Annotated in this window: 9 protein-coding genes and 1 pseudogene; 6 read left to right on the top strand and 4 right to left on the bottom strand. The window is 68.8% G+C overall.

All coding sequences use genetic code 11. From position 1 onward, the window contains the following. Window positions 1-65: 65 nt before the first annotated feature. The 5 genes and pseudogenes from FH610_RS43115 (at window position 66) to FH610_RS38150 (ending at window position 8,489) form a co-directional block, all read left to right on the top strand. Entirely contained in the window at window positions 66-4,169 is a 4,104-nt protein-coding gene (locus tag FH610_RS43115; protein ID WP_161628186.1) for a golvesin C-terminal-like domain-containing protein, read from the top strand. A 463-nt stretch (window positions 4,170-4,632) separates the two neighbouring features. Beyond that, on the top strand, window positions 4,633-5,232 hold the full coding sequence (locus FH610_RS38135; RefSeq protein ID WP_139580105.1) for an RICIN domain-containing protein: 600 nt from the start codon (window positions 4,633-4,635) through the stop codon (window positions 5,230-5,232). Window positions 5,233-5,255: 23 nt separating this feature from the next. Further along, complete coding sequence (locus FH610_RS38140; RefSeq protein ID WP_161628187.1) at window positions 5,256-6,341, top strand: hypothetical protein; 1,086 nt, start codon at window positions 5,256-5,258, stop codon at window positions 6,339-6,341. A 506-nt stretch (window positions 6,342-6,847) separates the two neighbouring features. Then, window positions 6,848-7,263, top strand: a pseudogene (locus tag FH610_RS38145) (YciI family protein). After that, window positions 7,263-8,489, top strand: a complete 1,227-nt coding sequence (locus tag FH610_RS38150; protein ID WP_139580108.1) for an RNA polymerase sigma factor — start codon at window positions 7,263-7,265, stop codon at window positions 8,487-8,489. The pseudogene FH610_RS38145 and the gene FH610_RS38150 overlap by 1 nt, the downstream one beginning before the upstream one ends. A 47-nt stretch (window positions 8,490-8,536) precedes the next feature. Here FH610_RS38150 and FH610_RS45400 read toward each other — a convergent pair whose 3' ends face one another. After that, window positions 8,537-8,671 carry a hypothetical protein gene (locus FH610_RS45400; RefSeq protein WP_276607732.1) on the bottom strand — a complete coding sequence of 45 codons (135 nt, stop codon included), beginning with the start codon at window positions 8,669-8,671 and terminating at the stop codon, window positions 8,537-8,539. A gap of 45 nt (window positions 8,672-8,716) precedes the next feature. Here FH610_RS45400 and FH610_RS38155 point away from each other — a divergent pair, with 45 nt between their 5' ends. Continuing rightward, window positions 8,717-10,051, top strand: a complete 1,335-nt coding sequence (locus FH610_RS38155) for an MFS transporter (protein WP_139580109.1) — start codon at window positions 8,717-8,719, stop codon at window positions 10,049-10,051. 195 nt (window positions 10,052-10,246) lie between these two features. On the opposite strand, the gene FH610_RS38160 is transcribed toward FH610_RS38155, so the two are convergent. The 3 genes from FH610_RS38160 to FH610_RS38170 all read right to left on the bottom strand — a co-directional run bounded on the left by FH610_RS38160 (window position 10,247) and on the right by FH610_RS38170 (window position 14,148). Then, window positions 10,247-10,663 carry a VOC family protein gene (locus tag FH610_RS38160; protein WP_079312085.1) on the bottom strand — a complete coding sequence of 139 codons (417 nt, stop codon included), beginning with the start codon at window positions 10,661-10,663 and terminating at the stop codon, window positions 10,247-10,249. Between the two features lie 216 nt (window positions 10,664-10,879). Next, window positions 10,880-13,042, bottom strand: coding sequence for a vWA domain-containing protein (locus FH610_RS45405; protein WP_139580110.1), 2,163 nt, complete (start codon window positions 13,040-13,042; stop codon window positions 10,880-10,882). Window positions 13,043-13,758: 716 nt separating this feature from the next. Then, window positions 13,759-14,148 (bottom strand): hypothetical protein, encoded by a 390-nt coding sequence (locus FH610_RS38170; RefSeq protein ID WP_139580111.1) that lies wholly within the window; start codon window positions 14,146-14,148, stop codon window positions 13,759-13,761. Window positions 14,149-14,285: the final 137 nt, after the last annotated feature.

Raw genomic sequence — 14,285 nt, forward strand, 5'->3', positions numbered from 1 at the left:
CAGCGCATCGGCGCTTGGCCTTACTTTCCGTCACGACTCTCATATGTTCGCTTCTGTCGGCTCCCATGGCCACCGCCTTCGCCGCGGAACCGCCCGGACCGGAGGTCGACATCGCCGCGCCGCGGCATCCCGGCGGCGGCGCGGCGGCGGTGGACCCGCGTCAGCGGGACGCTCTGCTGGGCAACGGGTGGCAGACATCGGGCGATCTCATCTGGACGACATCCGGGGACGGCGACGGCTTGCACGTCCTGGTCGCCGATGAGAAGAGCGGCTATGCGTGGCGAACCGTCGCCACGCTGTCCGAGCCGGGTTTCGACGCGGACCAGTGGATCGGCAACGCCTGCCTGACGGGAGCGGGACGGCGAATCGTCGTCGTCTACGCGCCCAGAACCTTCACCAACAAGGAGGAACTGTCGGCTCGGGGCGGCTTCACGGCCGTGGTCGACCTGGTCACCGGTGAGGTGCGGAAGCTGCCGGTGCAATCGTCCCTGGCCTACTTCAACCCCGGTTGCGGGAGCGGGGAGTCGGCCGTGCTCACCCAGGAGGGGGTGGAGCAGGAGGCGAAGACACGGGGCAGGACCCGGCTCCTGCGACTCGACGCCGGCAAGGGTTCGGTGGGCGCGCCCCTGGAGGTGAAGGGCGAGGTGACCTCCGCGGTCCCGGTGCGGGACGGGGTGGTGGCCGCCGACGGCAGGCGTCTCGTCATGGTGAACGACAAGGGGAAGCGCGTTCCCCTGCTGCGCACCGGTGACGTGCCTCTCCGGCTGCACGTGGACGCCGACGGGGGCGTGGTCTTCCTGGACCACGACAAGGACGCCGCGGTGATCCGGCGCACGGCCGTGCCGTCCCGGCCTCGCGCCGTGACTCCGGCGGAAGTCGTGGACCTGGCCAAGGGGAAGCTGGGGTCGGTCGGCGTCGCGGCCGGCTCCGCGGGGCGGGTGTTCCTGACCGGCGACGTCACCACCACGGCGCGGCTTCCCGCTTCCGTCGCGCGGCTGGACGCCTCAGCGGGGGCGCAGGCCTCGACGGAGGGACACGCCGCTCTCGTGTCCGTCGACTGGGCCGGCACCGCCGACCCGCGGGCGGCGGTCTCCGCGCCCGCGGCTCCGAGACCGGTCGCCATGGCCATGCGGGTGACCGCGACGGGCAAGACCGTCGACTTCACGGTGGACACCGCCGCTCATAGCTCGGCGAGCCAACCCGATGCGGGCCGTTTGTCCAGCCCCGCGCTGACGCCTCCGGACCGGCCGTCCGCGAAAGCCGCGGTCAGTGGCTCCTCCAGCGATCCGATCGAGGACGAAAGGACGTGCTCGGTCCCTCGCAACGACCCCCGCAACCAGGCCCTGCAACCCAAGCCGAGGCAGGTGGAGTGGGCGGTGGACCAGGCCGTCCGGGGCGCCCTCGCGAGCTTCAAGCGGCCACAGAACTGGAACAACCTGGGGATGCCCGAGTACTACCCCCAAGGGCTGTTCCCCCGGCCTGGCCTCGTCGGAGGGGGCTACATCCCGGCGCAGGTGATGCTCGGGGTGGCCGCGCAGGAGTCCAACCTGTGGCAGGCGACCCGCCTGGTCGTTCCGGGTGAGACAGGAAACCCTCTCATCGGCAACTACTACGGGCTGTCGATCTACAACTCCGACCCCGACGACGACTGGGACGTGCACTGGGACAAGGCGGACTGCGGGTACGGCATCACCCAGGTGACCGACGGGATGCGCCTGCCCGGCAAGGGCCAGCAGACAATGCCGTACGACCAGCAGCGGGCGGTCGCACTGGACTTCGCCACGAACATCGCGGCCGGCGTCCAGATCCTGGAGCAGAAGTGGAACCAGACCATGAGCGCCGGAATGAAGATAAACAACGGCGACCCGGCCAAGATCGAGAACTGGTTCTTCGCGCTGTGGGCCTACAACAGCGGCTTCTACCCGGACAAGGGTGACGGCTTCTGGGGCGTCGGCTGGGCCAACAACCCCATCAATCCTCGATATCCGGCGGACCGCGCCCCCTTTCTGGAGACCGGATACACCGACGCCAAGACCCCGCAGTACTGGCCGTACCCGGAGAAGGTGCTGGGCTGGGCCGGGCACCCCATCGAAGCCCTGGAGTCGCCCGGCACCTACGTCGTCGGTTTCCGCCCCGCCTGGTGGAACGGCACCGACACCACTGCCCCGCAGCACAGACGCGACGTCAAACCGCCGCGCGAACTGTTCTGCAACAGCTCCAACGCCTGTTACCCGGGGCAGAAGTTCTCCAACGACCTCAACGAGCCGGCCGGGCCGTGCAGCCAGAGCGACCTGCGCTGCTGGTTCCACCAGCCGGCCACATGGAAGAGCGACTGTTCCTACAGTTGCGGCAACGAGATACTCCGTTTCGATCCCGGCTACGCCTACCAGGACAACGGAACGGCCTACCCGCCCGCCTGCAGCGCGACCGGTCTGCCCCCAGGCTCCCTGATCATCGACAACATCCCCGGCGGAACCCCCACACCTCGGTGCGGGACCACCGGCGCCGACGACGGGCACTTCACCTTCACGTTCAACGACGACGGGCAGGGCCACTACCCCTCCAAGATCGACCTGCACCAGCTCGGCGGCGGCTACGCGGGCCACTACTACTTCGGGCACACCCGCGACCCCGGCCGGTGGTCGATGCAGATCGAGGGCACCTGGACGCTGGGCGAAGCCCTCAACCAGCCCGCCCAGGTCCTGGTCCACCTGCCGGACCACTACGGCTACACCAAGAAGGCGACCTACGAGATCGAGACCGGCAACGGCGTACGGAAGCGGACGATCTCCCAGCAGGTCGACAGCAACCAATGGAAGTCGCTCGGGGCGTTCATGTTCGACGGCGTTCCCAAGGTGACGCTGAGCACGGCCGTCGACGGGGCGGAAGGAGACGAGAGCATCGTCTTCGACGCCATCGCCATCCGGCCCATCAAGGGCACCTTCGCCGAGCACACGGTGGACGCGGTCGCGCTGTTCGACGAGAACCAGAACATCGACGCGAGCAGCACCACATGGATCATCAGCTCGCCGCTGAACAGCCGCCAGTCCTTGTACGACTGGGGATCGAAGTTGTCCGGCGATGTTCTGACCCTGCCGGCCTGCGGCTCGGGGCCGGCCGGCACCTGCGTGATGCCGGCGGTGAAGGCCGCCATGCAGGAATGGAATCAGCAGGTCGTCGAGGCGGGGACCGATCCGGTCAACCACCCGCCCGGCAAGGCGATCACCGACTGGATCCATTTCGCCAATCCCTACACCGACCGGCCCACCAGCTCGAGCATGCCGTCCTGGTTCGACGCACGCGACACCAGTTACAAGATCAAGGAGAAGGCGACCGTCTCCTTCGTCAAGGCCGACGACGGCACCATCGTGGACGGCAGCCAGTATGTCGACTACGACGACCGCACCGGGGACACCGTGCTCCCCAAGTTCGTGATGATCACCTTCCAGGCCATCCAGGACGACTACGGCATCGACCCGCCCGACCTGACCTACAGCACCGCCGACCTCAACGAGCACGATGGCAGGGTCAAGACCGTGACGCCGAACGGGGACGGCATCCTGCCCGGACGTGCCTTCCTGCCCACCGGCCGGCCGGCCACGCTCGTCGACAACGGAACGTGTGTGGCGGCCAAGTCCGTCTCCGGCGGCGAGATCGGCTATCGGCCCATGCTGGGGGCGTCGAATCCCAGCCAGGCGGTGAGCAGATGGCTCTCCCGGGTGTCCGGCGACACCCGCGTCCCCCAGGAGGTCCAGCAGGTGGCGGCCGAGATCACCTATGCCTTCTTCGCGCCCTCGGGGGTGACGGAGCTGGCCGGGTCGCTCTTCAACAACGCGCCGCCCATCTGGCAGCAGCTCGACTTCAAGGTCTGCGCCGACGGACAGGTCCGGCAGAACGGCAGCGACCCAGTGCTGCGCTCGAGCTACATGCCGGACCAGTACCTGTATCACAACGGCCAGGCGATCGACCTGACCGGGCAGCCGACCGGCAGCGCCGCACCGGTCGTCAGGGGGGACTTCGGAATGTTCAGCCGGGCGCCGAGAAGCGGCGGCCTGTGGTCCAGCGCCTATGGTTCCTGCAACGGATCCGGGCAGGAGGGAAACCCCTGGAACCTGTCGGCGCCGGAATCGGCCGGTATCGATCCGGGCAGCGTGCACCTATGCGAGTAGCCGGGTGACGACCGCCGACGGCCTGCCCACCTCCACCGGTGCTCCTCTGTGAGATTCGCACACCGGGAGGCGGGAGGCCGTCGGCGACACTTCGTACCAGGCGACCGCGGGCCGGATACGCCCGGCCGAGCTAGGGCGGAATCCGATCGGCCGGCGATACGGCGGGCTGTCCGTTTTGACGTGTACTAATCGCAGGTCAACGGCGAAACTCGTCAACTCATCGCCGTCGTCCTCCAAAGGCCGCTCGGACCGCGGCATCCCGTCTCCCCGATTGACTCGATCGGAGCGATATTGTCCGGAACCTGTTGTCAGGCGCCCATCCCCCGACACCGGACAACGGATCTCCCCTAGAACCGGATCACGGACGGCCGGTCGTGCCTGACCGCGCCGGACGTTCGGGGCCACGAGGCCGTCACCGGCCGGCCCTCCCCTCTCCCTGACAACACCGGCAAAAGGAGGAGCCATGCTCCGGATCAGACCACCGGCGCTCGCCGCGGCGGCCGCGCGCTGGGCACGGAAGGCGGCGATCGTCTCGGCCGGCGCAGCGCTGGCCTTGGGCGGAATTCCGGCGCTCGCGGCGCATGCCGACGGGAAAATCACTTGGAAAAACTACTGGACCGGGAAATACCTGGAGGTGTATCGGTCCTCCCTCGACGACGGCGCCCGGGTCGGCCAGTACAAATGGAACGGGGGCGACAATCAATACTGGTACGACATGAAACTCAGCGACGGGTATTACCTCGAATACAACAACAACAGCTGGTTGCTGCTGACCGCGTACAACAGCTGCGGTGACGGCGTGACGCAGTGGGAAGACGGCAGCTGGAGCACCCAGGAATGGAGGGAGATTCACGTCGACAGTGATCACGGGTGGATGCTCATCAACAAGGCCGGATGCAGCGGAAACGCTTACAACGACGTCCTCACCGTGAACGGCGGCTACGAGGAAGGCGGCGCGAGCGGCAGCCCGTACGACGTGCGTCTGTACAACGAGAGCAGCGGTGCCTGCAACCGCACCCTCGTGCCCGCTTCGTATCCGCTATCAGAATGCTTTTGGAAGTAGGAGGGGCCGACACGATGCAGCCGATGACCCAGGAAAGCGGTTTCCGGCGGAGGAAGCGGGCCACGCTGATCGCGGCGCTCGGCGCCGCCGCGCTCGTCGTGGGTGGCGGTGCCACCGCGGCCGTCGCCGCCCCGGGCGGGCCGGGCGGGCCGGGCGGGCCGGGCGGGCCGGGCGCCGGTGGCGCCTCGCCGTCGCAGGTCGCGAGTTCCGATGTACCCGAGCCCCTCACGACGCCTCACGACATGCCGCCGAAGGTGCCGCCGCTGCCCGAGCCCTCCCTCGGGACCATCCCCGCCGTCACCGGCGGCACGCCCGTCGCCATGCCCCTGGACGCGGTCATGACCTCACGCGCCGACATCGCGCTGCTCGAGAAGGCGCGCGAGTTGAACGCCGGCGACTGCATGCATGCCCTGGGGTTCACCACATGGGCGTCAGCCACGCTCAGCGCCCCCGCCGACGACACGGACGTCAAGGACAGGGACGTCCTGGACTACCTGTCGCCGGCGGACGCGGCCCGGTCGGGATACCCGGCCACCTTCACCGACAAATCGGGCGGAGCGCACCCTGGTCAGAACGCGGCGCAGGCCTCCGGCGGCTCCACCACTCCTGCCGGTTCCGACGCCGTACGCGCCTACCTGGGCGCCGAGGCCCGGACCGCGTCCGGCCGGGCCGTGCCCGCGGGCGGCTGCGAGGCGGCGGGAGACGCGAAGCTGAAGGGCAGCACGCCGGACCTGCCCGCCGACCCCCGCAGGCTCGCGGCACGAGCGATCGCCTCGACCATGCACGACAGCCGCATGCGGGCCGTCTTCGCCGACTGGAGCTCCTGCATGGCCAAGCGTGGCTTCAGCTACCGCACCCCGCTATCTGCACAGAACGATCCCCGCTGGGGCGAGCGGACGGCCATGACCCTGGCCGGCGACGACGAGAAGAGCGTGGCCGCGGCCGACGCGGCCTGTGAGCAGGAGACCAACCTGGTCGGCACCTACAAGGCGCTGGAAAGCGCCTACCAGCAGGAACTGCTCGACCAGAACCAGGCGAAGCTCAAGACGGGCCGCGCGATCTTCGACCGGTGGGTGTCGGACGCCAAGGCCGTCATCGCCGCCCACTGATCGGCCTGTCCCGCACAACCTCTCGCTGAGGAGCACCCGGCCGCCCGACCGGCCACCACCCATCGGGCGTTCCCACCGCACCATGCCGGCTCGTTGGTCACCGACCACGAGCCGGCATGTCCGCGTGCCCGAAAGCGCATCTCCCGCCCTCCCACCTTGCGATTGGCGGTCACCGGTCGACGTGCTCGCCCGGCTTCCCGAAGCGTCGCCCGCGGCCGCGGTGTCGCTGGCGATGCGGCAGCGCACGGCCTCGTGGCATCTCGATGAGTTCGGGCGCCGGCGAGATCTCGCCGCTCTCGACAAAGATGCGACGATAAGCTTTCCGATCAGCAGGGCGTCCGCGTCGGCCGTCGCTCAGGGGCCGCTCTGACGGGCGAAACGCGGGCCGGAGGGATCGGCCGCGTCGCGGCGAGAAATTTCTCCGGGACCGTGTCGATCCGCGGGCCGCTCGTTCGACGTGTGGGTGTGAGGGCCGAGAGGCGGCCCCGCCGGACGAGGAGAACGCGATGCCGAAGTACATGCTGATCATGCGGGGCACCGACGAGTCGAACGCGGCCATGATGGCCGACATCGACGAGATGATGGCCACGACCCGCCAGTTCATCGAGGAGATGGTCAAGGCCGGCGTTCTCCTCGCGGCGGAAGGGCTGGACGATCCGGGCCAGGGCGTCGTGGTCGACTTCAGCGGCGAGGCCCCGGTGGTCACGGACGGGCCGTATGGCGAGACCAAGGAACTGTTCGGGGGCTTCTTCCTGCTCGACGTCGCCTCGAAACAGGAGGCGGTCGAGTGGGCCAAGCGGGTCCCGGCGGCCCCCGGGTCCAAGATCGAGGTCCGGCGGGTGCCCGGCAGCGACGAGGTCCCGCAGGTCGGAAAGTGATCACCGAGGACTGGGCCGGGCGCGAGAGCAACGGCCAGATCTGATGGGTACGGCCGATGTCGAGGCCGTCTGGCGGATCGAGTCGGCGCGGATCGTCGCCGCGCTGACCCGGTTCACCGGCGATTTCGGGCTGGCCGAGGACGCGGCCCAGGAGGCGGTGGCCGAGGCGCTGGTGTCGTGGCCGCTCGCCCCTCCGGCGAACCCGGCCGGCTGGCTGATGGCCACGGCCCGGCGCCGGGCGATCGACGCGATCCGCCGCCGGACCGCCCTCCAGGACCGATACGCCCTGCTGGCGACCGACTTGGCGGTCGACTCGGTGGCTGACGAACAGATCGATCCCGACAGGATCGATGACGACGTGCTGGCGCTGATGTTCGTCAGCTGCCACCCGGTGCTCTCCCCCGAGTCCCGGGTGGCGCTGACCCTGCGCGTGGTCGGCGGCCTGTCCAGCGAGGAGATCGCCCGCGCGTTCCTCGTACCCGTGCCGACCGTGCAGGCCCGCATCACCCGGGGCAAGAAGACGATCGCGGCGGCCGGGGTGCCGTTCGAGCTGCCGCCGGCGGCCGAGCGCCGGGAGCGGCTGGCCGCCGTGCTCAGCGTCCTCTACGTGATCTTCACCGAGGGGTCGACCGCCACGTCGGGCGACCGGCTGCTGCGCCCCGACGTCGCGTACGAGGCGATCCGGCTGGCCCGCACGCTGGCCGCGCTGCAGCCGGACGAGCCGGAGGTGCACGGCCTGCTCGCGTTGTGCGAGCTGACGGCCGCGCGTTTCCCCGCCCGGACCGGCCCGGACGGTTCACCGGTCCTGCTGGAGGAGCAGGATCGGCGGCGGTGGGACTTCTCGGCGATCCGCCGTGGGCTGGCGGCGCTGGCCAAGGCATCGACTCGCGGCCTCGGCCCCTACGGCCTGCAGGCCGCGATCGCCGCCACCCACGCGTCGGCGCCCTCGGTCGAGGCGACCGACTGGGACCGGATCGTGGTGCTCTACGAGGCACTCGGCCGGGTCGCGCCCTCGCCGGTGGTCGAGCTCAACCGGGCCGTCGCCGTGGCCATGGCCTCGGGCCCGGCGCAGGCCCTGGCCATCGTGGACGAGCTGATCGCCTCGGACCGGCTCCCCGGCTCGCATCTGATCCCGACCGTACGCGGGGAGTTGCTGGCCCGACTCGGACGGCGAGCGGAAGCGCGCGCCGAGCTGGAGCTGGCGGCCCGGCTGTGCGCCAACCAGCGCGAACGCTCGGTGCTGCTGCGCAAGGCGGCCACGCTGAGCTGACTTCTCCAGCCCGGCCAGCCGGGACAAAAGCGCGGCCCCGCCCCCCTTCACATCGGCGAGGTCTTCGGCGTGAGCCCGAGCACAGCGTTCGGTTCGCGTACGCAGCGAAAGTTCTCCTCGACCCCACGCCCGAACTCCGCACCGGCCCCGGGGGCCGCGAAGTCCGCCCTGACCTGATCCATCAAGAACGATGGCATCTGCCCAGAAGATCTCAGTAGCGTCCGGCTATGAGCGTTGATGAAGGAGGAGCCGCAGCACCACCGGCAAAGGCTGATGATGACCGTCCCCCGTCCCGGAGGCCATGGTCGATTCTTCGGCGGTATCCCGACTTCCGTCGGCTCTTTGTCGGCAACTCGATATCACTGCTGGGCTCAAGCGTCACCGTGGTGGCGCTGCCGTTGACAGCGGTCGTCTACCTGGACGCCTCGCCCGCCCAGATGGGGTTCTTGAGCGCGGCGGCGTTGCTTCCGCACCTCGTTCTGGGGTTGCCCGCGGGCGTATGGGTGGACCGCATGCCCTACCGGCGGATCCTTGTCCTGACGGACCTGGCGCGGACCCTGCTGCTGGGCTCGGTTCCGGTCCTGGCCGTACTCGGCCTGCTGCAGATCTGGCATCTGTACGCTGTGACGGTTCTCGCGGGCGTCTGCGGCCTTCTGGAGGCCGTGACCGCCCAGTCGTTCACCCCCGCCCTGGTCCCACGTCAGCAGCTCCTCCCGGCCAACAGCGCGCTCATGCTGAGCAACGCGACCGTCAATACGACAGGCTCAGCTGTGGGTGGTGTAGTGGTCTCGCTCCTGTCCGCGCCGGCTGCCATCGCCGTCGACGCGGTCTCGTTCTTGCTCGCCGGCCTGTGCAAGGCCCGTATTCGCGCCCCCGGAGCGGGGGCCGTCCACGCGGAGCGGCGGCAACGTCACCTCGGCGCCGACATCGTCGAGGGGGTGCGCGTGGTCTTCGCCCATCCGACCATGCGCGCTGTGACCCTCGCGGCTACCATCGGCGCCCTCGCCGGCCAGATGCAAAACGTTGTCTTCGTGCTCTACCTCGTTCGAGACCTCAGGCTGACTCCGGCCCTGATCGGCGTGTATATCGCGATCAGTGGCGTGGCGGGCATCCTCGGCGCCCTGGTGGTGGACCCCGTCACCCGGCGCATCGGCCCAGGCCGGTGTTTTGTCACCGGGATGCTCATCGCGGCCGTCGCCGGCCTGGTGCTCGCGGCCGCGGGCAGCCTTGTGGCACTGACGCTCGTCATCCTGGCCGTGGCGCAGTTGCTGCGAGGGGCCGGTCCCTCGCTCTACGGGGTCAACCAGCAAACCCTCCGGCAGACTCTGATCGCCCCCGCCCTGCTCTCACGCGCCAACGCCACATGGCGTTTCCTCGTTTCCGGGATGCAACCCCTCGGCGCGCTCCTCGGTGGGCTCCTCGGATCGTTGTTCTCTCTCCGAGCCACCCTCGTCATCAGCAGCGGCGTGATGCTCCTGGGCACCGCGATCGCCTACGCCTCACCCCTACGCTCTCTACGGGAAATCCCCGCTCCGGAACGCAGCGACGAAGGTCCGGCCTGACGCTTGCCCGAACTCCGCATTCGGCGCCCGTACGCTGTCGGCCGGGCCGGCCGCGACCGGGCATCTCGCCGAGCCAGGAGCCGGCGCGGAGCCTGATCAGGCGATCCAGTTCGTCCATCCGCCCGGCCGGGATGCCGCGCCGCTCTAGATCGAGACGGTCAAACGCTCCGAGCTGGCCGCAACCGCCTACGACCACTAACCCTCCGGACCGATCATGTACGTGGACGGTGCCAGCGTGCGCAGGACGTCGAACTCGTTGCCCTCGGGATCGGCCATGACCACCCAGCTCCGGCCGGAGCCCTGCCCCACGTCCACCTTGGCGGCGCCGAGGCCGAGCAGCCTGGCCACCTCGTCGTCGGTACTGCCGTCGATCGGGCTGACGTCGAGGTGGAGCCGGTTCTTCACGGTCTTGCCCTCGGGCACCCGAATGAACACCAGAGTGGGCGGCATCTGGCGGGCCCGGACCTCCTCGACGGTCGGCTCCCAGGAGCCGATCTCGACCTTGCCCTCGCTCCGGTCGATCACCTTGAAGTCCAGGACCGCGCACCAGAAGGCCGCGAGCCGCTCCGGATCGTGGCAGTCGACAACCAACTCGGTGAACCTACTGGTCATGACTCCCCCAACAGTGCGGACGGGGGCTTAGCCTATGGGGCCGCGCCACCCGTCCGGCAAGTCCGGGATCGCTACGACCACCGACCCTTGAATCGATCATTTGGCGTTCGCTCCAGGAGCGCGCGTGGCGACCCCGGCGGCCTGAAGCGCGGCCGAGGCCGGGCGGAGCCACGGTGTTCCGCCCGGCCTCGGGTTGATTGGTTCAGGTGGGTTGGGTTACGGGCAGTTGCCGATATCGCTTTCGGAGGAGGCCAGGACGACGTTGGTCTTGGCCAGGCCGAGGGCGTCGACGGTGATGTGGACGGCGTTGACGGTCAGGCCCTTGTCGGGGGTGGTGAATGGGGTCTGCTCGTTGAGGACGAGCTTGACGACGCCGACGTTGACCGTGGTGTTGGGCTGGACATTTGTGGGTTCCGCGATGACCACCGTGTTGCCGACCTTGAGAAAGGCGATCGTGGTGGCTCCGGTGGAGCCGGCGCAGGTGGTGGTGGAGGTGGATTTGATGGTCTTGACGGTGATCACCGGGATGCCGGTGATCCCGACGGTGGTGTCGTCGATGGAGGCGGTGGCGACGGATTTGCCGGGGAATTCGGTGGTGGCGACCTGGGCGCACAGGGCGTGCGCGCTGATCAGTCCGCTGAGGCTGGCGGTGCAGGGCACCGAGGTGGTGCCGGTCGAGGTGGTGGAGATGGCGCCGGTGTCGGGGGTGCGTGCGATGTTGACCAGTTGGATGCCGGCCAGGGCGGCGTCTGCGGTCAGGCCGTAGGCCCGTCCGGTCAGCCGCTGCGGCGTGACGGTGACTTGTTCTTCGCTGCACGGTGAGGTGACGGAGTTGTTGTTGGCGTCGCCGCCGTAGGTGGCGGTCCACCGGTAGGTGCCGGCCGCGCCGATGGTCACGTCGCCGGACGCGGCGGTGCCGCTGCCGGACAGCGTGCCGGTGCGGGTGGCGATCGGCGTCGCACAGTCGGTGTCACCGGGGCCGTACAGCTGGAACGTGACAGTACCTGTGGGGTGGAACCCGGCGGAGACGGTGGCGGTGTCGGACACGACGCCGCCGGCCGGCACGGACCCCGACGGGGTGGTGGCGACGCCCGGGGTGGCCTTCACAACCACGACCTCTTCATCGCCGCACGCGGAGGTGACCGGGTTGTTGGCGTCATCGCCGCTGTAGGAGGCCACCCACCGGTAGGTGCCCACCCCGCCCGCGGGGATGTTCCCGGACGCGGCGGTGCCGCTGCCCGACACCGTCCCGGTACGAGTCGCGATGGGCGTCGCACAGTCGGTGTCGCCGGGTCCGAACAGCTGGAACGTGACGGTGCCCGTCGGGTGGTACCCACCGGACAGGGTCGCCGTATCAGAGACGTTCCCGCCCGCGGGCACCTGGCCCGACGGCGTCGTGGCGATCGACGGGGTCGCCTTCGGAACGTGCTCGGTGATCGTTTCGGTGAAGCCTGGTGACAGGACGCCGTTGAGCAGGAAGTCCACCTTGCAGGTCAGGGTGCTTCCCGGTGCGGCTCCGGCGCCGACGGAGACGACCTCGGTGAAGGTGGCGTCATCGCCGCTGGTCACCGTCCGGCTGCCCGGGGTCAGGGACACCGACAGGTTCGGATTGCAGTCGCGTAGCTGATGGGTGACCGTGACCGGCAGGTTGTGCAGGGCCGCCAGGATGGTGTCGCTGACCTCCGAGGCGTTGAGGCCGGAGAACAGTTGTCCATCCGTGGCGTCGGTGATCGCGGTCGCCTGCCCGCCCGTGTTCAGCCCGGCCAGGTCGAACGCGAGCACGGTGATGTCGGCTGCCTGCAGGGCGCTGATCGCGTCGGCCAGCGTATGGCCGTTGCTGGGGTCATGGCTGGGGGCGTCCCCGATCAGCAACACGATCCGGGTGCTGTTCGGCCGGAAGCCGATCGCCCCGGACGCGACCTGGAACAGACCGTTGATGCCGTCCTCGGGGAGGTCGCCGCCGCCCGTCGCGACCAGCGAGTTGAGACCGTTGGTGACGTCGGTCTGGTTGGCGGTGAGGTTCTGCGCCACCCGGAACGAGGTCGCGTCCGCCGACACGTCCCTGTACTCGGCGACCGCGAACTGCGCGTCCGGCTGCGCCGAAGCGACGTTGGACAAGATGGTGTTCGCATTGGTCCGCACGTTCGAGATGACCCCGCCCATGCTCCCTGTCGTGTCGATCAGGAACGTGATATCCGGCTTGGGCGGGATCGCCGGAGTGGACACGGTCTTGGCGATCGTCGTCGACTGGCCCGGAGCCAGTTTCAGCGTCACGTCGGCCGGGGTGACCCCGGGCGCGGCGGACGCCGTCCCTACCCCGGCCACCAGCGTTGCACCGGCCACCACCACGCACACGGCGGCCCGTAATCTTCGCGTCATTCTCACGGTGTCATTCCTTCTGGTGTGGCGTTATGCCATTAAGGAATTCGGGATCGCCGGCCATCCAGAATTTCTCTGAATGGCCACCCGGGACGCCCTCTCCTCACGTATTCGTGCGAGCGGATAGCAAATTCGCGTCGGTTGACAACCTCGGTGACACTTTCAGCGCCAGCCGCTTATCAACGAGGGGGTGTGGCCACGGTCATATGGTGACTGTTCGACGAATAGATGTAAATAGGCCACTTACGGCAAGTTCCCGACTGGCCACAGTCGGCCACTCCTTGCCGATGAGAGGCGCCCGTGAGCAGCGATCTTTGCCGGGATCTTCTTCAGGCATGCCCGATGAAATGAGTGATCCGCCGTTTGCCGCTTCAGAAAAGAACGGCCGTTTCCAGCCCTCCGGACCGTCTGAATCACGGTTATGAGCATCGCCGCAGAGCCGACCGACGGCCTCCCACGCCATTCGGCATCGGTCCGCTATCTAGGACCGGGGCGCTTCACTTCCTGCCCGCGTCCTTTGAGGCCGGGCCGGGCGGCCAATGTGTGCGGATGCTCCGCACCCGGAATGCGCTCCATCACCGGCAACCCCGAACACCGCCCGCACCCATGCGATGTCGGAGGATCTTACGGTGCGGCACCGGCTGGTGCGGCCCCCTATGGCCGGCAGCGCGGCGCGGTGTGGTTCGTCGACGGGGCGTGGAGGATTAGAGGGCTGGTCAACCTATGGGGACGCACGTCGCGTACAGCTCGACGCTGATCTTCTCGCTCGTAGGGTTCACCACGACGAAGTCCCAGGCGTTCTGAACAGCACCGGGAGTATCGCTCGTGCTGCCGGGTGCGCTCACCGGGAACGCCACCGGCTTGCTCAAGTCATGGGCTCCGCGAAAAGCATGACCTCCGCCCACGGCCCGCAGACCCTCTCCACACACCACGTTCGTCGAAAGGATCTCCCGGCCGCCGACCCCTCGCGTCTCCTTCACGACGGTCACGGCCGACCCGTTGGACTGGTTCGCCGCAGCGATGCCGCCCAACGCGAGCGCCGCTAATGACAGTGCCCCGACCACGGCCAGTGTGATCTTCCCGCCCAGGTTTCCGTGAGATGCCATGACGCTCCGCCCCTGTTGTCCATCCCGTTGATCAAATCACGAAGGCGGGAAAGTGGTCTCGAGACCATCTACTGGGACGCCGACACCGCTCGCTTACACGCGTGCAACTGTTCGCCCGCACGCCGACCGGACTGGTG

Source organism: Microbispora catharanthi (genome assembly GCF_006334915.2).
Lineage (GTDB): Bacteria > Actinomycetota > Actinomycetes > Streptosporangiales > Streptosporangiaceae > Microbispora > Microbispora catharanthi.